21 protein-coding genes are annotated in these 22,877 nt (G+C 70.5%); 3 read left to right on the top strand and 18 right to left on the bottom strand.

What is annotated here, in order from left to right; translation table 11 throughout:
* From JUB11_RS09440 to JUB11_RS09455, 4 genes are all read right to left on the bottom strand, one after another.
* Positions 1-458, bottom strand: a 458-nt coding sequence (locus tag JUB11_RS09440) for a tripartite tricarboxylate transporter TctB family protein (protein WP_207458280.1), incomplete at its 3' end; no start/stop codon positions are given.
* 234 nt (positions 459-692) lie between these two features.
* Positions 693-1,676, bottom strand: coding sequence for a tripartite tricarboxylate transporter substrate binding protein (locus JUB11_RS09445; protein WP_207458281.1), 984 nt, complete (start codon positions 1,674-1,676; stop codon positions 693-695).
* Positions 1,677-1,782: 106 nt separating this feature from the next.
* Complete coding sequence (locus JUB11_RS09450) at positions 1,783-2,313, bottom strand: 2,4'-dihydroxyacetophenone dioxygenase family protein (protein WP_207458282.1); 531 nt, start codon at positions 2,311-2,313, stop codon at positions 1,783-1,785.
* 39 nt (positions 2,314-2,352) lie between these two features.
* A complete protein-coding gene (locus JUB11_RS09455) occupies positions 2,353-3,090 on the bottom strand; it encodes an SDR family oxidoreductase (protein ID WP_207458283.1) in 738 nt (245 codons plus the stop codon).
* 190 nt (positions 3,091-3,280) lie between these two features.
* On the opposite strand from JUB11_RS09455, the gene JUB11_RS09460 reads away from it, so the two are divergent.
* From JUB11_RS09460 to JUB11_RS09470, 3 genes are read left to right on the top strand one after another with little or no spacing between them, the layout of a single operon-like run.
* Positions 3,281-4,048 (top strand): SDR family NAD(P)-dependent oxidoreductase, encoded by a 768-nt coding sequence (locus JUB11_RS09460; RefSeq protein WP_207458284.1) that lies wholly within the window; start codon positions 3,281-3,283, stop codon positions 4,046-4,048.
* 44 nt (positions 4,049-4,092) lie between these two features.
* Entirely contained in the window at positions 4,093-4,833 is a 741-nt protein-coding gene (locus JUB11_RS09465) for a GntR family transcriptional regulator (protein ID WP_207458285.1), read from the top strand.
* On the top strand, positions 4,830-5,909 hold the full coding sequence (locus JUB11_RS09470; protein WP_207458286.1) for an Ldh family oxidoreductase: 1,080 nt from the start codon (positions 4,830-4,832) through the stop codon (positions 5,907-5,909). Before JUB11_RS09465 ends, JUB11_RS09470 begins: the two co-directional genes overlap by 4 nt.
* Positions 5,910-6,273: 364 nt before the next feature.
* Here the strand turns inward: JUB11_RS09470 and recN are convergent, their stop codons facing one another.
* The 14 genes from recN to mraY form a co-directional block, all read right to left on the bottom strand.
* A complete protein-coding gene (gene recN, locus JUB11_RS09475; protein ID WP_348771399.1) occupies positions 6,274-7,983 on the bottom strand; it encodes a DNA repair protein RecN in 1,710 nt (569 codons plus the stop codon).
* A complete protein-coding gene (locus tag JUB11_RS09480) occupies positions 7,950-8,768 on the bottom strand; it encodes an outer membrane protein assembly factor BamD (protein WP_207458288.1) in 819 nt (272 codons plus the stop codon). Before JUB11_RS09480 ends, recN begins: the two co-directional genes overlap by 34 nt.
* A 389-nt stretch (positions 8,769-9,157) precedes the next feature.
* A complete protein-coding gene (gene lpxC, locus JUB11_RS09485; RefSeq protein ID WP_348771400.1) occupies positions 9,158-10,069 on the bottom strand; it encodes a UDP-3-O-acyl-N-acetylglucosamine deacetylase in 912 nt (303 codons plus the stop codon).
* 314 nt (positions 10,070-10,383) lie between these two features.
* Complete coding sequence (gene ftsZ, locus JUB11_RS09490; RefSeq protein ID WP_207458289.1) at positions 10,384-12,075, bottom strand: cell division protein FtsZ; 1,692 nt, start codon at positions 12,073-12,075, stop codon at positions 10,384-10,386.
* Positions 12,076-12,255: 180 nt separating this feature from the next.
* Positions 12,256-13,524: a cell division protein FtsA gene (gene ftsA, locus JUB11_RS09495; RefSeq protein ID WP_207458290.1), complete on the bottom strand. Its 1,269-nt coding sequence runs from the start codon at positions 13,522-13,524 to the stop codon at positions 12,256-12,258.
* Between the two features lie 46 nt (positions 13,525-13,570).
* Positions 13,571-14,518 (bottom strand): cell division protein FtsQ/DivIB, encoded by a 948-nt coding sequence (locus tag JUB11_RS09500; RefSeq protein WP_207458291.1) that lies wholly within the window; start codon positions 14,516-14,518, stop codon positions 13,571-13,573.
* Positions 14,503-15,447, bottom strand: a complete 945-nt coding sequence (locus JUB11_RS09505; protein ID WP_207458292.1) for a D-alanine--D-alanine ligase — start codon at positions 15,445-15,447, stop codon at positions 14,503-14,505. Before JUB11_RS09505 ends, JUB11_RS09500 begins: the two co-directional genes overlap by 16 nt.
* The gene (murB, locus tag JUB11_RS09510) at positions 15,444-16,397 is read right to left on the bottom strand and encodes a UDP-N-acetylmuramate dehydrogenase (RefSeq protein WP_207458293.1); all 954 of its coding nucleotides are present in this window, start codon (positions 16,395-16,397) and stop codon (positions 15,444-15,446) included. The genes JUB11_RS09505 and murB overlap by 4 nt, the downstream gene beginning before the upstream one ends.
* A complete protein-coding gene (gene murC / locus JUB11_RS09515; protein ID WP_207458294.1) occupies positions 16,394-17,809 on the bottom strand; it encodes a UDP-N-acetylmuramate--L-alanine ligase in 1,416 nt (471 codons plus the stop codon). The genes murB and murC overlap by 4 nt, the downstream gene beginning before the upstream one ends.
* 4 nt (positions 17,810-17,813) lie before the next feature.
* Positions 17,814-18,077 carry a hypothetical protein gene (locus JUB11_RS09520; RefSeq protein WP_207458295.1) on the bottom strand — a complete coding sequence of 88 codons (264 nt, stop codon included), beginning with the start codon at positions 18,075-18,077 and terminating at the stop codon, positions 17,814-17,816.
* On the bottom strand, positions 18,074-19,231 hold the full coding sequence (gene murG / locus JUB11_RS09525; protein ID WP_207458296.1) for an undecaprenyldiphospho-muramoylpentapeptide beta-N-acetylglucosaminyltransferase: 1,158 nt from the start codon (positions 19,229-19,231) through the stop codon (positions 18,074-18,076). Before murG ends, JUB11_RS09520 begins: the two co-directional genes overlap by 4 nt.
* 14 nt (positions 19,232-19,245) lie before the next feature.
* A complete protein-coding gene (locus JUB11_RS09530; RefSeq protein ID WP_207458297.1) occupies positions 19,246-20,367 on the bottom strand; it encodes a putative peptidoglycan glycosyltransferase FtsW in 1,122 nt (373 codons plus the stop codon).
* On the bottom strand, positions 20,367-21,758 hold the full coding sequence (gene murD / locus JUB11_RS09535) for a UDP-N-acetylmuramoyl-L-alanine--D-glutamate ligase (RefSeq protein ID WP_207458298.1): 1,392 nt from the start codon (positions 21,756-21,758) through the stop codon (positions 20,367-20,369). Before murD ends, JUB11_RS09530 begins: the two co-directional genes overlap by 1 nt.
* 13 nt (positions 21,759-21,771) lie before the next feature.
* Positions 21,772-22,857: a phospho-N-acetylmuramoyl-pentapeptide-transferase gene (gene mraY / locus JUB11_RS09540; RefSeq protein WP_207458299.1), complete on the bottom strand. Its 1,086-nt coding sequence runs from the start codon at positions 22,855-22,857 to the stop codon at positions 21,772-21,774.
* Positions 22,858-22,877 lie beyond the last annotated feature (20 nt).

Raw genomic sequence — 22,877 nt, forward strand, 5'->3', positions numbered from 1 at the left:
GGCTGCAGCACGCCCCAGGGCAGCGGCACGCGCAGGACGTTGTAGAAGACGGTGTGGACGAAGAGCGTGACGGCGAGCGCCACCGTGACGGCCAGGACCGGGCGCACCCGGAGCGAGAAGAAGAGGGCGAGCAGGATCACGAGCGAGCAGACGATGAAGCCCAGTGCGTCGGCGGCCAGGATGTAGAAGACGAGGCCCGCCACCACGAGCAGGACGTTGCGGAGATGAGCGGGGGAGCGCAGCCAGTCGCCCAGGCGCAGCCAGGGGGCGTCCCGGTCGCGCAGCCCCCGGACGATGAGGATGGCCGAGCAGAGCAGCAGCAGCGCCCCGATCAGCCCCGGGAAGGCCGCCGGCCCGATGTTCTGGCCGGGAATGCTCGGGTAGTCGCTGACCGTCACCAGAACCGCCAGCGCGAGCAGCCCTAGAAGAAGGCCGATGATGGTGTCGTGAAGTCTCATGGGCGTGTCCTCTGGGACGGGAACGCAGGCGGTGTCCGACCAGTTGACGTCATCCCCGCGGACGCGGGGATCCAGAACTCCGCAGAGCAAACCCTGTGGAAGACTTCTGGATCCCCGCTTCCGCGGGGATGACGGAAGGAGCTGTTCCTGCAATGAGTAATCGCAGAAATGGGGAAGGAAGGAAAAGGGACCCGCCGCGCAGCCGAAAGCGCTCGCGGGTCCCTTCCGCCGCTCTTACTTCGCGATGCCGACGACCTTCATGGCGTCGCCCAGCTTCTTGTCGCTCGCTTCCATGAAGCTGGCGAATTCACCGGTCGCGGCGTACTGCATGCCGAAGCCGCGCTGGTCCATGAAGGTCTTGTAATCGGCGGACTTGTAGATCTTGTCGAGCGCCTGGACGAGGCGGTCGGACACGTCCTGGGGCAGGCCCTTCGGCCCGACGATGCCGCGCCACGCGCCGACTTCCCACGTGCTGCCGATCTCCTCCTTCAGGGTCGGGACGTTGGGGAAGGCGGCGTTGCGGCTCTGGCCGAAGGTGACGAGGCTCTTCACGCGGCCGGCGTCGAGCAGCGAGCGGGCCTCCGGCAGCGAGCAGGGGACGATCTCCACACCGCCGGCCATGAGGTCCTGGAGGCCGGGGGCGGCACCCTGGCTCGGCACCCAGGTGACGGCGGCCGGGTCGATCTTCAGCTCGGCCAGCAGGCCGAACAGGCCGAGGTGCCAGATGCCGCCCTGGCCGGTGCCGGACGCCTTGAACTTGCCGGGGTTGGCCTTGATGGCCTCGATCAGGTCCTTGACGTTCTTGTAGGGGGCGTCGGACCGCACCTGGATCGCCGCCGGGTCGTAGTTCATGAGGGCGAGCGGCGTGTAATCCTTGGAGGTCAGCTCCGTCAGGCCCTGCCAGTGCATCATGCCGATCTCGACGGTCGCCATGCCCAGCGTGTAGCCGTCGGGCGGGGCGGTGGCGATGGCGGAGTGGCCGACGACGCCGCTGCCGCCCGTGCGGTTCACGACGTTGACCGGCTTGCCCAGTTCACGCTCCAGCAGCGTGCCGATGATGCGCGCGGTGGCGTCGGTGCCGCCGCCCGCACCCCAGGGCACGATCAGCGTGACCGGGCGCTCCGGATAGGCCGCCTCGGCCGGGGCCACGGCCCCCATGAACAGGCCGGCGACGATGGCCGCCGTGGCGGACAGGGTCGACAGAAGCATCTTCCTCATGGTGTTACCCTCCCTCTTTGGTTGTTTTATTCGGCTCGGTTCAAGCCGGCCCGGGTCCGCGCCCGTGCCAACGCCCAGGATCGGCGCCCAGGATCGGCGCCCAAAATCAGCGGATGAAGCGGTCCAGGTAATCCCCGCCGAGCCCGTTGGATTCGTAATGCGCCCTGCACATGGCGATCTTGCTGAACACGTCCTCGTAGGCGGTCTGCTTGCCCCAGGGATCGACGTAGATCATGCAGCTCGTGATGTGGAACAGGGTGATCATTTCCGGCACGTCCTCCGGGACGACCAGCGTGTGGGTCTCGCCCGGCGGCTCGAAGACGTAGGAGCCCTCCTCGGCCACCCAGTCATGCTCCAGATAGTGCCAGCGGCCGCGCAGCACGAAGCCGTGCACCGGCCCCGGATGGCGGTGGCGGCTCAGCACGCCGGACTTGCGCACCCGCAGCAGGTTCACCCAATAGCCGGACACCGTGTTGAGGCAGAGCGGGCGGAACCAGACGTTGGGCGCCTGCGGCACCCAGACGCGCTCGTCCTCCGGCAGGGCGCCCGGCACGATGATCTCGGCGGCGGCCTCCGGCGGGAACGGAAGCTGGTAGGGCATGCGGGAATGGTCCAGCGGAGCGGCCGTGTCGGTCATGCCGGTCTTCTTTCCTGGTCTTCGGTGAAAGGGTGAGGGTCAGGCGACGAGATAGCCGCCATCGACCGGCAGGACGACGCCGGTCATGAAGGAGGCCGCCGGGGAGCAGAGGAACAGCGTGGCGCCGGCCACGTCCGATGGCTTGCCCCAGCGGCCCATGGGCGTGCGGGACAGGATGGCCTTCGACCGTTCCGGGTCCTCCTGGAGTGCCCGGGTCAGCGGCGTGGCGATCCAGCCCGGCGCCACCGCGTTGACGCGGATGCCGTCCTTCGCCCAGGCGATGGCGAGGCTCTTGGTCAGCTGGGCGATGCCGCCCTTGCTGGCGCTGTAGGCGGGGACGAGGCCGCCGCCGAAAAAGCTCAGCATCGAGGCGATGTTGACGATGGCGGCCCCGCCGTCCGGGCCGTTCGCCGCCAGCAGCGGGCGGCAGGCCGTGCAGAGCCGCATGGTGCCGGTCAGGTTGACGTCCAGCACCCGCGCGAAGGTGGCGAGGTCGAACTCCTCCGCCCGGCGGATGATGCCCGCGCAGTTGACGAGGATGTCGAGCCGGTTCAGGGCACCCACCACCGCCGCGATCCCCGCCTCGTCCGTCACGTCGAGCGGGACGAAGGACGCCTTCCCGGCGGACTGGGCGGCCTCCAGCTCCGGCGTGGCGGAGCCGGGCAGGTCGGCGACGGTGACGTGGCAGCCGGCCTCCATCAGGGCCGAGGCGATGCCGGCGCCGATCCCGTTGGCGCCGCCGGTGACCAGGGCGTGACGCCCCGCGATGTCGAACATGGAACTCCTCCCGATGCGGCCGCCTCCGGAGGAGGGTTTCCGGTGTGGCCGGCGTTGTTGACGAGCATGTTGTACTAGTATAACAGTTGTCAAGAAAGATTGTGGGATCAACAAACCGAATACGGATGCAGGAGGGCGCGCGGACGCCGCCGCTGCCGCCGGATTCCACCCGTCACACCAGGGAGAACGCATGAACCAGATCGATTTGAACGGCCGCCGCGCCATCGTGACCGGCGGCGCGCAGGGCATCGGATTCGAGGTGGTTCAACGCTTCCTGCGCTCCGGCGCGCGGGTCAGCCTGTGGGACCGCAACGCCGCCCAGCTTGACACGGCCCGCGCGCAACTCGCCGGGACCGACCCGGAGTGGGCGGGGCGCGTCCATACGGCCGAGGTGGATATCGGCGACCACGCCGGGGTGGCCGAGGCGGCGGAAGCCACGCGGGAGGCGCTCGGCGGCGTCGACATCCTCGTCAACAACGCCGCCATCGTCGGGCCGAACCGGACGCTCTGGGACTATCCGGTGGAGGAGTGGCACGTCGTCCTGCATGTGGACGTGAACGGCACCTTCCATTGCTGCCGCGCCATCGTGCCGATGATGATCGCGCAGAATTACGGGCGCATCGTCAACGTCGCCTCCATCGCCGGGAAGGAGGGCAACCCGAACGCCGCCGCCTATTCCACGGCAAAGGCCGGCGTCATCGCGCTGACCAAGTCGCTGGGCAAGGAACTCGCCGGCTACGACATCGGGGTGAACTGCGTGACCCCCGCCGTCGCCCGCACCCCCGGCGCCATGGAGCAGAGCCCCGAGCACATCACGTACATGCTGGGCAAGATCCCGCGGAACCGCTTCCTGGAGCTGCACGAGGCCTCGGCCATGATCGCCTGGCTCGCCAGCGAGGAGAACTCCTTCACCACCGCCGCGGTCTTCGACCTGTCCGGCGGCCGGGCGACCTACTGACGGCGGAGCGGGAGGCTGGGCAGGGCGGAACGGGGAGACCATCCGTGGCGGGACGGCGTGGCGCGCAGAACGGAAGCGAGGGGCTGGGGGCGATCCTGCCGCCGGAGGCGGCGGCCGGGCTCGACCGCTCGCGGCCCCTGCGCGACCAGATCTACCTGCTCGTCCGGCGGCTGATCCTGTCGGGCAGCCTGAAGCCGGGGGCGGTCGTCAACGAGAAGCTCATCGCCGAGCAGCTGGGCATCTCCCGCACGCCCGTGCGCGAGGCGGTCAAGCGGCTGAGCGACGAGGCGCTGATCACCGTCGTCGCGCAGTCCAGCACCTACGTGTCGAAGGTCAGCCTCGCCCAGATCGAGGAGGCGCACGTCATCCGCCGCGCGCTGGAGATCGAGAGCATCCGGCGCGCGGCACCGAGGGTGACGGACGACGACCTCCTGCGCATCGAGGAGCTGCACGCGCTCTACCGGCTGGCGCTGGACCACCGGCGCTACGACGAGGCGGTGCGCTACGACGACCAGTTCCACCGCACCATCAGCCGGATCAGCGACATGCCGGGGCTGTGGCGCGCGGTGGAGATCTCCAAGGCGCAGCTCGACCGCTGCCGCCACCTGACCATTCCGGAGCCGGACCGGGGCGCCATCACGGTCGAGCAGCACGGGCGCGTCATCGACGCGCTCCGCCGCCGGGATCCGGACGAGGCCGCCGGCGCGCTGCGCGCGCATCTGGATTCGGCCTACGACTTCATCCTCCACTTCCTCAAGGGGCGGGAGGACATCGAGACATCATGACGGAAAGCGAGAGGACGATGACCAAGGAGCGGTATTCCGCGAAGACGCTGCAGGATTGGGCGAGCACGCTGTTCGTCCGCGCCGGGCTGGCCGAGGACAGGGCGCGCACCGTCGCCGACGTGCTGGTGGAGGGCGATCTGCTCGGCCACGACACGCACGGGCTGCAGCTCGCCGCCCCCTACCTGGACGAGATCGCCGGGGGCCGCATGGCGACGGCGGGCGAGCCGGAGGTTGTGTCCGACCACGGCCCCATCGCGCTCTGGGACGGCGGCTATCTGCCCGGTCCCTGGCTGGTGCGCCGCGCCGTCGAGCAGGCGTCGTCCCGCGCGCGGGAGCAGGGTGCCTCGACCGTGGTCATCCGCCGCAGCCACCACATCGCCTGCCTGGCCGCCTATCTGCGGCCGGTGGCCGAAGCCGGGCAGCTCATCATCCTGGCCTCCTCCGACCCGGCGGTCAGCAGCGTGGCGCCCTTCGGCGGGCTGACGCCGGTGGTGACGCCGAATCCGATCTCCGCCGGCATCCCGACGGAGGGCGGCCCGATCCTGCTGGACGTCAGCAGCTCCATCACCACCAACGGCCTGACCAACCGCCTGCACAGGCAGGGCGGCCGGCTGCCGCACCCCTGGCTTCAGGACGGGCAGGGCCGCAAGAGCGACGACCCGGCCGTGCTCTTCACCGACCCGCCCGGCACCATCCTGCCCATCGGCGGCCAGGACCACGGGCACAAGGGCTTCGCCCTGTCGCTGATGATCGAGGCGATGACCGCCGGCCTCGGCGGCTACGGCCGAGCCGAGCCGGAGCGGCGCTGGGGTGCCTCGGTGTTCCTCCAGGTCATCGACCCGGCCCGGACCGGCGGGGAAGGCGCCTTCCGCCACCAGATGGAAGCGCTGGCCCGGAGCTGCCGGGAGTCCCGCGTGCCCGAGGGCGCTCCTCCCGTCCGCCTTCCCGGCGAGCGTGGCCTGGAGCGCCGCCGGCGCCAACTCGAGACGGGCGTGGAACTGTCCCCCGCCATCGCCGACGCGCTCCGGGCGAAGTCGGCGGCGATGGGCGTGGAGGTGCCGGCGGCGTTGGGGTGAGTGGGTAGGGTCTTTGCGCTAACGGCGCTAACCTTGACGGCCGTTTTTCCCTCTCCCCGCCGGGGAGAGGGTGGGGCCCAGCCCGCAAGGGCTGGGAGGGTGAGGGGGTTCTGCAATTGCCGCACGGAAATGTTCCCCGGCAACCCCCTCACCCTGCCCCTCTCCCCAAGGGGAGAGGGGATCAAGCAAAGCCGCGGATCCAAGTCTTGCAAAGTAAAGTGCGCAATGGGGAGTTCTGGACCCCCGCTTTCGCGGGGGTGACGGAAGGTTTTTGTCTTCCGGATGCTTTCTGCGGCGCAAAAATTTTGAGAGTTCCACTGAGCCGCCGGGCCGCCCCCGCAAGGGGAAGCCCGGCGCCCGGTCATCAAGCCCGGCCGGCGATGAGGCTGGCCGCCGCGGCGCGGGCTTCGGCGGTGACGGTGGCGCCCGACAGCATGCGGGCGATTTCTTCCTGGCGGTCGCCGCCGTCCAGCTCGGCGACGCCAGTGGTCACCTGGTTGCCCTTGGCGGTCTTCTGGACCTTCAGATGGACCGCACCACGCGCTGCCACCTGGGGGCTGTGGGTGACGACGAGGACCTGCAACCCGTGGCCGAGCTTTTCCAGGCGCTCGCCCACTGCGGCGGCGACGGCGCCGCCGATGCCCGTGTCCACCTCGTCGAAGACCAGCGTGCCAACGGTGGAGGTCTGGGCCAGCACGACCTTCAGCGCCAGCATGAAGCGGGCGAGTTCGCCGCCGGACGCGATCTTGTTGAGCGCGCCGGGGGCGGAGCCGGGATTGGTGGCGACCTGGAAGGCGACGCGGTCGATGCCGGCCGGTCCCCAGTCGGCGGGGTCCAGCGGCTCGACCGTCGTGCGGAAGCGGGCCTTCTCCATCTTCAGCGGCGGCAGCTCGGCGGCCACGACCTTGTCCAGCTCGGCGGCGGCGGAGCGGCGGGCCTTGCCGAGCTTCTCGGCGGCCTTGCGGTAGGCCTCGCGCGCCGCCTCCGCCTCCTTGGCGAGGCGGGTCAGCAGGTCGCCCTGGTCCTCGATCAGCAGCAGCCGGTCGGCCATGTCCTTGCGGAGCGCCGAAAGCGCGTCCACGTCCACCCCGTGCTTGCGCGCGGCGGCGCGCAGGGCGAAGAGGCGGTCCTCCAGCTTCTCCAGCGCCTGCGGGTCCATGTCCACGTCGGCCGAGGCCGCCTGAAGGGCCGCGATGCCCTCCGCCGCCTCGTTCGCCGCTCGGTCGAGTGCGGCGATGACCGGGTCGAGCTTGCCGCCGGCCTTCTCGGCGATTCGGGTCAGGGTGCGGATGGCCGAAGCCAGCGCCCGCTCCACTCCACGGTCGCCCGACAGGTCGGCGAAGGCCGCGTTCATCGCCTCCACCAGCTTCTCGCGGTGGGTGAGGACGGCGCGGGTCTCCGAAAGTTCCGCCTCCTCGCCGGGCTTCGGCGCGAGCGCGTCCAGCTCGGCGACGGCATGGCGGAGATAATCCTCCTCCTGGCGGGCGCGGGCGATCTCCTGCTCGGCGTTCGCGCGGGCGTCCTCGACCTTGCGCCAGTCGCGGTGGAGCGATGCCACCTTCTCGGCGTCGCGCTCGAGCCCGGCATAGGCGTCGAGCACGCCGCGGTGGGTCTGCGGGTTGAGAAGGCCGTGGGTATCGAACTGCCCATGGACCTCGACCAGCTCCTCGCCCAGCCGCTTCAGCAGCGTGACGCTGGCGGACTGGTCGTTGACCCAGGCGCGGCTGCGCCCGTCCGGAGACACGGTGCGGCGGACGATGAGGCGGTCCTCGTCGTCGAGCCCCTGTTCGCGGAGGATCGCCAGCGCCGGATGGTCGCCGCGCAGCTCGAACTCCGCCGTCACCGACGCCTGGTCGGCGCCCTGGCGGACGAGGCCCGAATCGGCGCGCGCGCCCAGCGCCAGCCCGAGCGCGTCCAGAAGAATGGACTTGCCGGCGCCGGTTTCACCCGTGAGCACGCACAGGCCGGTGCGGAAATTCAGCGTCAACCGCTCGATCAGGACGACGTCCCGGATCGTCAGGGACGCCAGAACCGACCGCCCTAAAACAGGGAGCTCCAAGCTCTGCTGATCCACGATCTCTCGTTTCGTTGCGGACGTACGTTCGCGTCCACCAGAAGGGCGTAGCTGTCCGTGTACCATTCGCTGCCGGGGAAATTGTGGCCGAGCACGGCGGCGGCGGTTCTCGCCTCGTCCGTCACGCCAAGCGCCAGATAGCACTCCACCAGCCGGTGCAGCGCCTCCGGCACGTGGGAAGTGGTCTGGAAGTTTTCAATCACCGTCCGGAAACGGTTGATCGCCGCCGTGTGCTGGCCCTGGTTCAGGTAGAAGCGCCCGACCTCCATCTCCTTGCCGGCCAGATGGTCGTAGGTCAGGTCGATCTTCAGCTTGGCGTCACGGGCGTATTCGGTCTCGGGGAAACGGCGCACCACCTCGCCCAGCGCGTCCGTCGCCAGGCGTGTCATGCGCTGGTCGCGCCGCACGTCGGTGATCTGCTCGTAATAAGAGAGGCCGCGCAGATAATAGGCGTAGGCGACGTCCGGGTTTCCCGGATGAAGCTGGATGAAGCGGTCGAGCGCCAGGATCGCGTCGTCGTACTTCAGGTCCTCGTAATGGGCGTAGGCGGCCATGAGCTGCGCCTTGGTCGCCCATTCCGAATAGGGGTGCTGGCGTTCCACCTCGTCGAAGAGCTGGGCGGCGACCCTGTACCGCCCGTCCTTCATGGCGGCGTCCGCCTCCTTGTAGATCTGCTCGGCCGGGCGCTCGACATAGGCCGGCGCCTCCGGGGTGGAGGAGCAGCCGGCCAGGGCGGAGGCCAGCAGGAGGGCCGCGAAGGGGAGGCGGTGGAAGCGGGGGAGCATCGGAGTCCTGAAGACGCTTTTCTGGTGTGCCCCTATATAGCACGCGAGGAGCCCGGCGCGGCAAGTCGGATCGCTCGGCACCCCATGGAGCGCTTCCTGGAACCGGCAGGGCGGGCCGTCCCGTTCCGAGGGAGGGCGGCCACTAGCGTGCCGGGCTCAGGAATTACCTCAATATTGTTACATAACCAATTGAAATAAAATGATTATTCGCGTTTCATGATTCTGGAAACCAGGGGAAGGCTGCGCGAGTATCCTCCATTTCCGCGCGGAAGGGGAGGGCGCTTCGCGCGCCGCGCGTGGTCCGGCGCACCGGAAGGGGAGGGGGCCGTGAAAATAAAAATGCCCTCCCCGGAAGGGGAGGGCAGGGTTCCCGCGCAGCGGCGTGCCGGTCAGGCGACGGCGCGCTCGACCGGAGCCGCGATCGTCTCGTAGCACCAGGCATCGGCCTGGGCGAACAGCGCGTGCAGCAGCCGGTTGTTCATGGCATGGCCCGGCCGGACGCCGTGGAAGCGGCCGATCAGCGGCGCGCCGGCCAGATAGAGGTCGCCGACGGCGTCCAGGATCTTGTGGCGCACGAACTCGTCGCCGTAGCGCAGCCCGCCCTCGTTCATCACGGTGTCGCCGGAGATCACGATGGCGTTGTCGAGCGAGCCGCCGCGCGCGAGCCCGGCCTTGCGCATCGCCTCGACCTCGTGAAGGAAGCCGAAGGTGCGGGCGCGGCTGACCTCGTCGCGGAAGGCGCTGCCGTCGAGCACGAGCGTGCGCGCCTGCCGGGCGATGGCGGCGCTGTCGAAATCGATCTCGACGCCGTAGCTCGTGACCTCGTCCGGAAACAGCGAGACGGACTTGGCGCCTTCCGTGACGGTCACCGGCTTCAGGACGCGGATGGCGCGGCGCGGAGCGGCCTGCGCCACGGTCCCGGCGCGCTCGATCAGCTCCACGAAGCCCTGCGAGCTGCCGTCCATGATCGGAACCTCGGGGCCGTCCAGCATGATCACGGCGTTGTCGATGCCGCAGCCGGCGAGTGCGGCCATCAGATGCTCGACCGTGCCGACGGTCGTGCCCTCGTCGCCCGCCAGCACCGTGCACAGGCGGGTGTCCACCACGCGGTCCCAGCGCGCCGGGATCCGGCCGGCGCGCGGACGGTCGGTGCGGATGAAGGAGATGCCGCTGTTCGCCTCGGCCGGAGCGACCGTCATGGTCACGGGGTTGCCCGAATGCAGTCCGACGCCGGAGCAGCCGGCCGCCTTCCGCAGGGTCCGCTGGAACATCACGTCCGCATGGCTGGCTTTGTGAAGCACGGTCATATCCCGCTGTTGTGGTCGATCCTGAACGATCGGGAATCGGCGGCGGGTCACGGGGAAACCATGACCGCAATTGGTAGGTAGCATCGCCCCCGCGACAGAACAAATCACGCTTTGTTACCGAATGTTGCAGAGCAACAGCGACCGGGCGGCGGACGCGAAAAAGCCGCCCCCGGAGCACGATTGCGCGGCTCCGGAGGCGGTAAGGTCAATGCAGGTTGTGGATTCTCCCTTCGGCGCCGCCACGGGAGGTGACGGCGCCGAAGGAAGGGCTGGCCTTCAGCGGATGCCGAGGCTCTGTTCGATCACGCTCAGTTCGCCTGGCGGCGCAGGAAGGCCGGGATGTCCAGCGCCTCCTGCTCGGCCGGGGTCATGGGCTTGCCGGGGGCCTCGATGCCGAAGCTGTTCGGGCGCGGCTCGGCGCGCGGCGGCTGCGGCGCGGGCTGGGCGGCCATCTGGGGCTGCTGGGCCGGCTGCTGGAGCGCGGGCTGCTGGACGGGCTGGGGTGCCACCTCCGGCGCGGGCTCGGCCTTGCGGCCGGTTAGGCCGGTGACGAGACCGAACAGCGACATGCCGCCGCGCTTGCGCTCCGGCTCCTGGGTCGGGGCCGGGCCGGCGACGATCGGCTGGCGCTGGCCGGCGTCGGCGGGCCGCGGCGCCATGAAGTGGCCGTCGCGGTTCGTCCCGTGCAGCGGGCCGGCGGCCGGAGCGGCGGCCGGGGCGGTCTCCACCGGCTGGTAGGCTTCGGCCTGCGGGGCCTGGACCGGCTCGACCGGCGCCGGCTGCGGGGCGGGCTGGACCACCGCCTGGTGCTGCGGCTGGGGCTGCTGCTGGACGGGGTCCATCTGCAGCGCCGAGGAGCCGGCGGTCATGGCGCGGTTCATCCCCGTGGCGGCACCGGGCAGCGGGGCGGCGGCGGTGAGGCCCGGCACGGCCGGGGCGGCGGTGGTCAGGCCGGGCACGGCGGCCGGCTTCTTCGGGCCGCCGGCGACCAGCGACAGGTTGACCGGGTGCAGGGTGCGCGGGTTGGCCATGGCGGCGGCGTCGATGCCCGTGGCGACGACCGAGACGCGCATCGTGCCTTCCAGCGAGCTGTCGAAGGTCGAGCCGAAGATGATGTTGGCGTCGGGATCGACCTCGTCGCGGACGCGGTTGGCGGCCTCGTCGACCTCGAACAGGGTCATGTCGTAGCCGCCCGTGATGTTGATGAGCACGCCGCGCGCGCCCTTCATCGACACGTCGTCGAGCAGCGGGTTGGAGATGGCGGCCTCGGCGGCCTCGATGGCGCGGCGCTCGCCGCCGGCCTCGCCGGTGCCCATCATCGCCTTGCCCATCTCGGTCATGACCGAGCGGATGTCGGCGAAGTCCAGGTTGATCAGGCCGGGCATGACCATCAGGTCGGTTACGCCGCGCACGCCGGAATGCAGGACGTCGTCGGCCATCTTGAAGGCGTCCGCGAAGGTCGTCTTCTCGTTGGCGATGCGGAACAGGTTCTGGTTCGGGATGATGATCAGCGTGTCGACATACTGCTGCAGCTCGGCGATGCCCGACTCCGCCAGGCGCATGCGGTGCGCGCCCTCGAAGTGGAAGGGCTTGGTGACGACGCCGACCGTCAGCATGCCGCGCTCGCGCGCCGCGCGGGCGATGACCGGAGCCGCACCCGTGCCGGTGCCGCCGCCCATGCCGGCGGTGATGAACACCATGTTGGCGCCGTCGAGGTAGCTGGCGATCTCGTCGATCTGCTCCTCGGCCGAGGCGCGGCCGACATCCGGCTTGGAGCCGGCGCCGAGGCCGCGGGTCACGGTGGTGCCGAGCTGGATGCGCTTCTCGCACATGCTGCCCTTGAGCGCCTGCGCGTCGGTGTTGCCCACGACGAAGTCCACGCCTTCCAGGTTGGACTTGATCATGTTGTTGACGGCGTTGCCGCCGGCGCCACCGACGCCGAAGACGGTGATGCGCGGCTTCAGCTCGGGCTCGACCGAGGGGATCGTGACGTTGATCATGTGTAAAGCCTCCACAACCTGCTGATTGTCGAATGTTTATGGGATGGCCGCCGGTTGGCTCCGGCGGGACCGTTTAGACGAAGACTGGTGAGACGGGGACTGTTGAGACGGGGACTTCGTAGGCGAAGACGTTGTAGGCGAGGCGGAACGGACGGTGGATGGGACAAGCGTCGGAAGCCATCAAAGGTTCTCCCGCAGCCACAGGCTGACCCGTCCCAGAATGCCGGAGGATGCCGCGGCCTCGTGGCCCGACACCGGCAGTTCGTTGGGATTGCGGACAGCATGTAGGAGAAGGCCCGCCGCGGTCGAGTAGGCCGGGCCGCCGTGGGTCTCGTTGAGACCGGCGATCCGCAGCGGGCGACCGAGGCGAACCTGTTTGTCGAGGATGAGCTGGGCCAGCTCGCGCGTGTTGGGCAGCTGGCAGGCGCCGCCGGTCAGCACCACGCGGCGACCGACCAGCTTGGCGTGGCCCGACTGCTCCAGCCGCTGCCGGACCAGCTCGAAGATCTCCTCCAGCCGCGGCTGGATGATGCGGACCAGGAAGGACTTCGGCACGCTGTTGGAGGTGCCGCGCTCCTCCTCGCCGACCTGGGGGACGTCGATCATCTCGCGCTCGTCGGCGGCCGTCGCCATGGCGCTGCCGTGCAGCGTCTTCATGCGCTCGGCATGCGCCACGGGCGTCGTCAGGCCGCGCGCGATGTCGTTGGTGACGTGGCTGCCGCCGACCGGGATGCAGTCGGTCCAGACGAGGTTGCCCTCGCAGAAGACGGAGATCGTCGTCGTGCCGCCGCCCATGTCGATGCAGGCGGCCCCCAGCTCCATCTCGTCCTCGACCAGGCAGGCGAGCCCCGAGGCGTAGGGGCTCACCACCATGCTGTCGATCTCCAGGTGGCAGCGGGCCGCGCCGATCTGGAGGTTGCGCACGGCGCCGGCGGAAGCGGTGATGACATGGACGTTCACGCCGAGCCGCTCGCCGTACATGCCCTTGGGGTCGCGGATGCCGCGGTTGCCGTCCAGCGCGAAGCCGACGGGGATGGCGTGCACGATCCGGCTGTCCGGCGCCACCTGGAGGCTGCGCGCGTGGTTCAGCGCCCGGTGCACGTCATGCTCCGTCACCTCGGGGCCGGGGACCGACACCTCGGCGTTGAAGCTGTGCGAGACCGGGAAGCCGCCGGACATGTTCACGATCACCTCGCGGATCGTGTCGCCGGCCTGCTGCTCGGCCTGGTGGACGGCGGCCCCGATGCAGGTCTCCGCCGCCTCCATGTCGACGATGGCGCCGGTGCGCACGCCCGTGGCGATCTGGTGGCCGATGCCCAGGATGCGCACCGAGCCCGCGTCCTCGACGCGGGCGATGAAGCAGCAGACCTTGGTGGAGCCGACGTCGAGCGCCGCGACGATCCCGCCGCGGGGAGCGCGCTTCTGCTTCTTCGCGCTGTTGAAGCCCATCCTCATCGCCCCTTGGCCTCGCTGGTGCCGGTCGTGACAAGCCTGCTCATGTCTTCTTTCCCGGCTTCTTCTTCTCGTCTTCCAGAGCCGGCACGACCGCCGTGTCGGAGGTCTGCAGGATCATCCGGTCGGGCTGCCGCATGTCCACGGCGACGATGTCGCGCTCGAACAGGCGGCCGCTCGCGTGCATCTCCGTGAGCTGGCGGAGTGCGGTGAAGGGGTTGTTCTCCGGCAGCTTGATGGTGATGCCGTTTTCCAGCTTCAGGTCCCAGCGGCGGTCGCTGATCCAGCTCGCCGCGACGACGCGGTCGCGAAGGCTCGGCACCTGGTCCAGCATCTCCAGCAGATGCGGCACCTGGCGGGGCGCGTCGGCGCCCACCACCATGGGAAGCGTCTCGATCCGGCGGTTGCCGCGCTTGGCCAGTTCGGTCGCGTCGGCGAGCGGCCGGCCCTGGCGGTCGATGACCGTGAAGGTCCGCGCGTGCTGCCAGATCGCCATGGGCTGGCGCTCGGCCAGCCGGACATAGAGGACGTCCGGCAGGCGGCGCTCCACGGACGCGCTGGAGATCCAGGGAAGCTGGAGCAGCCGTTCCCGCGCCTCGGCGAGGTCGATGGCGAAGATCGGGTCGCCCCGGCGCACGCCCAGCGCGTCCAGCACCACGGCGGACTCCGTCTCCTTGCGGCCCTCGACCAGCACCTCGTCCAGCGCGTAGCCGGCGCCGGCCGTGGCGGTGACCATGGCGCCGTTCAGGCTGTCGGCGGCCTCGGCGAAGCTGCCGTCCTGCCAGCCGTGGAACACGAAGCCGCCGACCGCGAGCAGCGGCGTCAGCGTGAAGGCGAGCTTCAGCGCCGGGCGGGTCCAGCGCGGCCAGGCTCGGCGTCGGTTGCCCTTGCGGGCCGACTGCGCCATGGCGCGCGGCGGCACCGGGCGCTCCTCCGGCCGGGCGGAGCGCGGAGTCCGCAGGTCGGGGGGGGCGCTCAGTCCAGCTGACATGCCGCGTTCTCCACCAGCCAGCTCACCAGGGCACCATAGCCGATGCCGGCATGGGCCGCCTGTTCGGGGACCAGCGACAGCGGCGTCATGCCCGGCTGGTTGTTGATCTCCAGGAAATACAGCCCCTCGGTGCCGGGCTTCTCGTCGTTCCAGCGGAAGTCGCTGCGCGACACGCCGCGGCAGCCCAGCGTCTGGTGCGCCAGGATGGCGAGGCGCTTGGCCTCCTCGGCGACCGCCTCGGGAATCCGCGCCGGCAGGGTGTGGACCGCATGGCCGTTCGTGTATTTGGCCGTGTAGTCGTACAGCTCGGCCTCGAAGGTGATCTCCGTGACGGTAAGCGCGCGCGGCTCGGCGCCGGGGGCGGCCATGACGCCGACCGTCAGCTCGCGGCCGGGGATGAACTCCTCGACCAGAACGCGCTCGCCGAAGGTCCAGGCCTCGCCCAGCGGGCTGTTCTGCCCCTCGCGCACCAGCGTGACACCGACGGTCGAACCCTCGTCCACCGGCTTCATGATGTAGGGGGCGGGCATCGGGTGCCGGCCGTCATCGAGATCGCCCCGGTGCAGCACAAGCCCCTTGGGCGAGCGCACGCCGGCCGCCGCGACGAGCTGCTTGGTGAGGTCCTTGTCCATGGCGATGGCCGAGGCCCGCACGCCCGAATGGGTGTAGGGGATGCCCAGGAACTCAAGCACGCCCTGGATCGTCCCGTCCTCGCCGCCGCGCCCGTGCAGCGCGTTGAAGACGACGTCCGGCCGGGGCTCGCTCAAGGCCCGCATCAGGCCCGTGAGGTCGCGCTGAACGTCCACGGCGGTGACCGTGTAGCCTTCCTCCTCCAGCGCCCGGGCGACGCCGGCGCCGCTGACCAGCGACACCTCGCGCTCGGCCGACCAGCCGCCCATCAGGACCGCGACATGCTTTTTCCGGCTCATGGGGTGGGCTCCTTCGGAACGCCGACGCGCTTGATTTCCCAGTCCAGCGTGACGCCGGAGGTCTCGAAGACCCGCCGGCGCACTTCCTCGCCCAGCGCTTCCAGCTCGGCGGCGCTGGCGCCGCCCTGGTTGATGAGGAAGTTGCAGTGCTTCTCCGACACCTGGGCGTCGCCGATGGCGAGGCCGCGGCAGCCGGCCTGGTCGATCAGCTCCCAGGCCTTGTGGCCGGGCGGGTTCTTGAAGGTGGAGCCGCCGGTGCGGGCGCGGACCGGCTGGCTCTCGGCGCGCGCCTCGGCGATCTCCGCCATGCGCCGCGCGATGGCCAGCGGCTCGTCCGGCTCGCCCCGGAAGACGGCGGCGGTGAAGATGACGTCGGCCGGGACCGCGCTGTGGCGGTAGGTGAAGCCCATGTCGCCGAGCGACAGGCTCAGCCGCTCGCCCGTGCGGGTGACGCCCTCGGCGGACACCAGCACGTCCTTGGTCTCGCGGCCGTAGGCGCCGCCGTTCATGCGCAGGGCGCCGCCGACCGTGCCGGGGATGCCCGACAGGAACTCCAGGCCGCGGATGCCGGCGTCGCGCGCCACGGTGGCGGCGTTGATGTCGAGCGCGCCGGCCCCGGCATTGACCTCCATGCCCTCGGCCCGGATGTCCGCGAAGCCGCGGCCGAGCCGGATCACCACGCCGGGGATGCCGCCGTCGCGGACCAGAAGGTTGGACGCCACGCCGAGCACCGTCACCGGCACCTCGGCGGGCAGGGCGGAGAGGAAGTCGGCCAGGTCCTCGGCGTCGGCGGGGCGGAACATCACCTCCGCCGGGCCGCCGGCGCGGAACCAGGTCACGCCGGCCAGCGGCGCGTCGGCGGTCAGCCGCCCGCGGCAGGCGGGCATGCGGTCGATAAGGTGGCCGTCGGGCCGCTCGCCGTCGGGGCGCATCGTCGGGACCGCCGTCATGCCGCACCGCCCAGCCGGGCGAGGTCGCCCGGCAGCGCGTTGGCCCATTGCGTGATGTTGCCGGCGCCGAGGCAGACCACCAGGTCGCCGGGCTTGGCGATCTCGGCCACGAGCTGCGGCAGCTCCTCCGGGCCGTGCAGCGCCATCACCTGGCGGTGGCCGTGCATGCGCAGCCCCTCGACCAGGGAGTCGCGGTTGACGTTCTCGATGGGGCTCTCACCGGCCGCGTAGACGTCAGCGACGATCACCGCGTCGGCGTCGTTGAAGCAGGTGCAGAACTCCTCGAACAGGTTGGCGAGCCGCGTGTAGCGGTGCGGCTGCACCACGGCGATGGTGCGGCCGGTGCCGGCGGTGCGGGCGGCGCGCAGCACGGCGGCGATCTCGACCGGGTGGTGGCCGTAATCGTCGATGACCCCGATGCCGTTCCACTCGCCGGTCCGGGTAAAGCGGCGCTTCACGCCCTGGAAATGCGCCATGCTGTCGCGCATGACCACGTCGGGCAGCCCCATCTCGTTGCCGACCGCGAAGCAGGCGAGCGAGTTCAGGACGTTGTGCGGCCCATGCATGGGCAGCCGCACGCCCTGGATGGTGCGGGCCTCGGTGCTGTGGCGGTCCTGGATGACGACGTCGTAGCTGGCGCCGGCCGGGCTCATCTCCACGTTCAGCGCGCGCACGTCGGCCTGCGGCGAGAAGCCGTAGGTGATGATGCGGCGGTCGGACACGCGCGGGATCATCGCCTGCACCTCGGGGTGGTCGATGCAGAGTGCCGCGAAGCCGTAGAAGGGGATGTTCTGGACGAAGCTGTCGAAGGCGGCGCGGGCGTTGTCGAAGTTGCCGTAGAAGTCCAGATGCTCGGGGTCCATGTTGGTGACCACGGCGATGCAGGCCGGCAGCTTGATGAAGGTGCCGTCGCTCTCGTCCGCCTCGACCACCATCCAGTCGCCCGAGCCCAGCCGCGTGTTGGTCCCGTAGGCGTTGATGATGCCGCCGTTGATGACGGTCGGGTCGAGGTTCGCGTGCTCCAGCATGTGGCCGAGCATGGAGGTGGTGGTGGTCTTGCCGTGGGTGCCGCCGATGGCGATGGCCCAGCGCAGGCGCATCAGCTCGCCCAGCATCTCGGCGCGGCGCACGACCGGCACCAGGGCGGAGCGGGCGGCCACGACCTCCGGGTTGTCCTTCTTCACGGCGGAGGAGACGACCACGACCGAGGCGCCGGCGATGTTCTCCGCGCGGTGGCCGATGTGAACGGCGATGCCGAGTTCGCGCAGGCGCTTGACGTTGGCGCTTTCCGACAGGTCGGAGCCCTGGACGGAATAGCCGAGGTTTTTCAGCACCTCGGCGATGCCGCTCATGCCGATGCCGCCGATGCCGACGAAATGGATCGTGCCGATGGAAAGGGGAAGGGCTCGCATGCTGTCAACGTCCTCGGCGAATCATCAGGCGCAGGGCGGCTTCGACGGCTTGGTCCGTCAGGTCCGGCGGGAGGGGGGCGGTCCCGGTGCCGTGGTGCAGCCGGTCGCGCAGGAAACCATAAGGCGCCTCCTCCTTCGGGAGAAGGGGGCAGTCGGGGCGGTGGCTCCAGGAGCCTTCCATCCGCGTCCTGGCGTTGGGCCAGTCGCTCAGGGTGCGGGCGCCGGGGCGCGCCAGGGGGCGGGTCCCCTTGACCAGGGCGTTCCTCATTCCGCGGCCTCCGAGGGCTCGATCCGGTTGCCGTTGGCGCCGTCCTCCTGGCAGTGGCGTCCGCACAGCTCCACGACGGCATCGGCGAGCCGGACCGCCGCGTCGTCCGAACCCCAGCCATGGGCGGCCCTGGCGGCGTGCGCCAGCGCGGCGGGGTCGGACAGCAGGCCGGTCAGGCGCTCCGCCAGGGTCTCGGCGGTGAAGTCCGGCTGCGGGATCAGCCAGGCGGCGCCGACGGCGGCGAGCTGCCGGGCGTTGGCCGTCTGGTGGTCGTCCATCGCGTGCGGGTAGGGGACGAGCAGCGCCGGACGTCCGATGCAGGTCAGCTCCGCCACGGTGGAGGCGCCGGCCCGCGTGACCGCGAGGTGGCAGGCGGCGAGCCGGTCCGGCATGTCGCGGAAGAAGCTCTCCAGCGTCAGGGCGCCGAGCCCCATGCCCTGGTAGCGGGCGCGGGTGGCGTCCAGCTCCTCGGGCCGGCACTGCTGGGCCAGCTCGATGCGCGCCCGCAAGGCGCCGGGCAGCCGGCGCAGCGCCTCGGGTATGATCTCGGAGAAGACGCGGGCACCCTGGCTGCCGCCCGTCACCAGCAGCCGGACGGGGCCGTCGGCGGACGGGGCGGCGTAGCCGGCGTCCCGCCGTGCGGCGATCGGCGGGCGGACCGGGTTGCCGGTGCGGACCAGCTTGGCCCGGTCCGCGTCCCGCACGGCGGCCATCTCCGGGAAGGCGACGGCGATGCGCCGGGCGCGGCCCGCCAGCATCCGGTTGGCGCGGCCGAGCACCGCGTTCTGCTCGTGCAGCACCGTCGGGATGCCCGCGCGGCCCGCGGCGAAGACGGTCGGGACCGAGGGATAGCCGCCGAAGCCGACGACCGCGCAAGGGTCGAGCTGGCGCATCAGGGCGCGCGCCTCGATGGTGCCGATGCCGAGCTGGACCGCCGCCTTGACCTTGCCGAGCAGGCCGCCGCCGGGGGCCGCGGCCTGGATGCGGTGCACCGGCACCTCCGGCAGGGAGTCGCCGAAGGCCTGGCCGCGCCGGTCGGTCACCAGCGTGACGGCGCGGCCGCGGGCGAGCAGCTCGCGCGCCAGCGCCTCGGCCGGGAAGAAATGGCCGCCGGTGCCGCCGGCGGCGAGGAGGATCGGCTTGTCGTGAGGCATGGTGCGCTCCTCTCTCAGACCGCCGGGCCGAAGCGCTTGCGCGTGAGCGCCAGCACCATGCCCATGCCGAAGCCCAGCGCCAGGAGCGACGAGCCGCCGTAGGAGATGAAGGGCAGCGTCATGCCCTTGGTCGGCATCAGGTGCAGGGCCGAGCCCATGTTGATCGCCGCCTGGAGGCCGAACTGGATCAGCAGGCCGGCCGTCGCCAGCATGATGAAGTAGTTCGTGTCGTTGAAGACGCGGGCGAAGCCGCGCAGCACGATGAAGGCGAAGATCGCCACGATGAACAGGCAGAAGAGCAGGCCCATTTCCTCGCCGGCGACGGCGAAGATGAAATCGGCGTGGCTGTCCGGCAGGGAGAACTTCACCGTGCCCTGGCCCGGCCCGGTGCCGAGCAGCCCGCCGTTGGCGAAGGCCTCCAGCGAGCGGCTGACCTGGTAGGTGTCGCCGCTTGCCGGGTCGAGGAAGCGGTCGATGCGGCTCTGCACGTGCGGCAGCGTGTAGTAGGCGCCGATCAGCCCGGCCACGCCTAGCGCACCCAGGATCGCCACCAGCATGATGTTCAGCCCGGCCAGGAAAAACTGGGAGAACCAGACGGCCGAGACCACGAAGGTCATGCCGAGGTCGGGCTGGAGGATCAGCCCGGCCACGGTCAGGCCGTAGAGCGCCATGGACACGAGCCAGCCCGGGAAGCCCGGCGAGGTGTGGGACAGCGAGAAGAGCCAGGCGGCGACCACGGCGAAGGCGGGCTTCACGAACTCCGACGGCTGGATGGACAGGCCGGGGATGTGGATCCAGCGGCGCGCGCCCTTGATCTCGACGCCGACGACGAGCGTGGCGAAGACCAGAGCGACCGACACCAGGAAGACCGCCAGCGCCACGCGCCGCACGCCGCGCGGGCTCAGCATCGACACGGCACCCATGATCGCCAGCGACGGCACCAGCATCATCAGGTGCCGTTCGACGAAGTAGAAGGTGTCGGAGATGCCGATGCGCTCCGCCACGGGCGGGCTCGCCGCCGTGATCAGCACGGTGCCGATGAGGATCAGCGCGCCCAGTGCCGCGAGCTGCCAGCGGTCGACGGTCCACCACCAGCGGCCGAAGACGGATTGATCGGTCCGGTCGAAGGTCACCATCAGCCGTTTCCTTCCACGTCAAGCGCGCCCACGGCGTCGGCGAAGGCCTCGCCGCGCTTCTCGAAATTCGCGAACTGGTCCCAGGAGGCGCAGGCCGGCGACAGCAGGACGCAGGCTTCGTTCAGCCCGTCCTCCAGCGCCATCGCCGCCGCGGCGCGGGTCGCCACGTCCAGCGTGCCGCAGCGGCTGTGCGCCACGCCGTGCGCTTCCAGCCAGGGGGCGAAGGCCTCGGTCGCCTCGCCGATCAGGAAGGCGTGACGCACGCGGCCCATGTAGCCTTCCAGCCCCGAAAGCCCGGTCTCCTTGGCCTGGCCGCCGACGATCCAGTAGATCGGATCGAAGGTCGCCAGCGCCTTTTCCGTGGCGTCGGCGTTGGTCGCCTTGCTGTCGTTGACGAAGCGGACGTTGCGGACCGTGCGGACGAGCTGCTGGCGGTGGGCGAGGCCGGGGAAGCTGCGCATCGCCCCGACGATGACGTCGGCCGGCACGCCCGCCGCCTTGCAGGCGGCAAACGCCGCGGCGGCGTTCTGCCAGTTGTGCTTGCCGAGCAGCCGGGGGAAGTCCTTCAAGGAGGCGACGCGGACCGCCTTGCCGTCCGTGTCGTCCACGAGGAAGCCGTCCGCGGCGTAGACGCCGCCGGGCGCGCGGTCCTCGGCGGACACCGGCCAGACGGTCCGGCCGCCCTCGGCCTTCAGGGTCTCGAAGATGGCGCGGCTGTGCGGGTCGTCCACGCCGACGATCGCGGTCCGGCCTGCGCCCTGGCCCCGGAAGACCAGCGTCTTGGCGGCGATGTAGCCGTCCATGCCGCCGTGCCGGGCGAGATGGTCCGGCGTGATGTTCAGCAGCAGCGCCACGTCGAAGACAAGGGAGGGGGTCAGCTCCAGCTGGTAGCTCGACATTTCCAGCACATAGGTGCCGTCGGCGCCGAGCGGCGGGAAGGTCAGAACCGGCGTGCCGAGGTTGCCGCCGACGGCGATGGTCCGCCCGGCGGCCTCCAGCACATGGCCGATGAGGGTCGTGGTGGTGGACTTGCCGTTGGTGCCGGTGATGCCGATGGTCCGGGCGCCGCGCTGCGTCCGGGCCAGAAGCTCGATGTCGCAGACCGGCTCAAGCCCGGCCGCGCGCGCGCGCTCCGCCGCCGGATGCGGCTTCGGGTGGGTGTGCGGGATGCCGGGCGACCAGGCCAGGGTGGAGAGCGGCGACAGGTCCGCCTCAGCCAGATCGACGATGCGGGCGCCCAGCGCCTCGGCCCTGGCGCGGCCGGCGGGGTTGTCGTCCCAGGCCCAGACATCGACCCCGCCGAGGCGCAGGGCCTCGACGGTGGCGAGGCCGGACTTGCCGAGCCCCATGACCGCCACCGGCCGGTCCTTCATGTGGGAGAGGTCGATCATCGCGGGGCGGCCCTCAGCGGAGCTTCAGGGTGGAGAGGCCGACCAGCGCCAGGACGCCGGCGATGATCCAGAAGCGGACGACGACGGTGGACTCGGCCCAGCCCTTCTTCTCGAAGTGGTGGTGCAGCGGCGCCATGCGGAAGACACGCTTGCCGGTCAGCTTGAAGGAGGCGACCTGCACGATCACCGACACCGTCTCCAGCACGAACAGGCCGCCGATGATCGCCAGCACGATCTCGTGCTTGGTCACGACGCTGATGGCGCCCAGCGCGCCGCCGAGCGCCAGCGAGCCCGTGTCGCCCATGAAGACCATGGCGGGGGGCGCGTTGTACCAGAGGAAGCCGATGCCGGCCCCGATCAGCGCGCCGCAGAAGACGGTCAGCTCGCCGGCGCCCGGCACATGGTGGATCTGCAGGTAGTTGGCGAAGATCGCGTTGCCGGTGAGGTAGGCGATCAGGGCGAAGCAGCCCGTGGCGATGATCGTCGGCACGATGGCGAGCCCGTCCAGCCCGTCGGTCAGGTTCACCGCGTTCGAGGCGCCGACCATGACTAAGGCGCCGACCGGGATGAAGAACCAGCCGAGGCCGAGCAGATAATCCTTCACGAAGGGCAGGGCGAGCCCGTTCCGGAGCGGCGGCTCGGAGATGTAGGCAACCGCAGCCGCGGCGGCGACGCCGATGGCGATCTGCCAGACCAGCTTCAGCTTGCCCGACAGGCCCTTCGGGTTGCGCTTGGTGAGCTTCAGATAGTCGTCCCCGAAGCCGATGAGCCCGTAGCCGATCGTCACCAGCAGGACCACCCAGCTGTAGGCGTTGGTCACGTCCACCCACAGGATGGTGCTGATCGAGACGGAGATCAGGATCATCAGGCCGCCCATGGTGGGCGTGCCCTTCTTCTTCTGGTGGGTTTCCGGCCCGTCGCTCCGGATGGGCTGCCCTTCGCCCTGCTTGCGCTTCAGCCAGCCGATCAGGCGGGGGAAGAAGACGAAGCTGATGACCAGCGCCGTCAGCACGGCGCCCCCGGTCCGGAAGGTCAGGTACCGGAACAGGTTGAAGGGGGTGAAGGCGTCCGCCAGCGGGAAGAGCAGGTTGTAGAGCATCGGGCTCGGCAGTCGGAAAG

It is taken from the genome of Azospirillum sp. SYSU D00513 (genome assembly GCF_017356015.1).
In the GTDB taxonomy this organism is placed as follows: domain Bacteria; phylum Pseudomonadota; class Alphaproteobacteria; order Azospirillales; family Azospirillaceae; genus Azospirillum.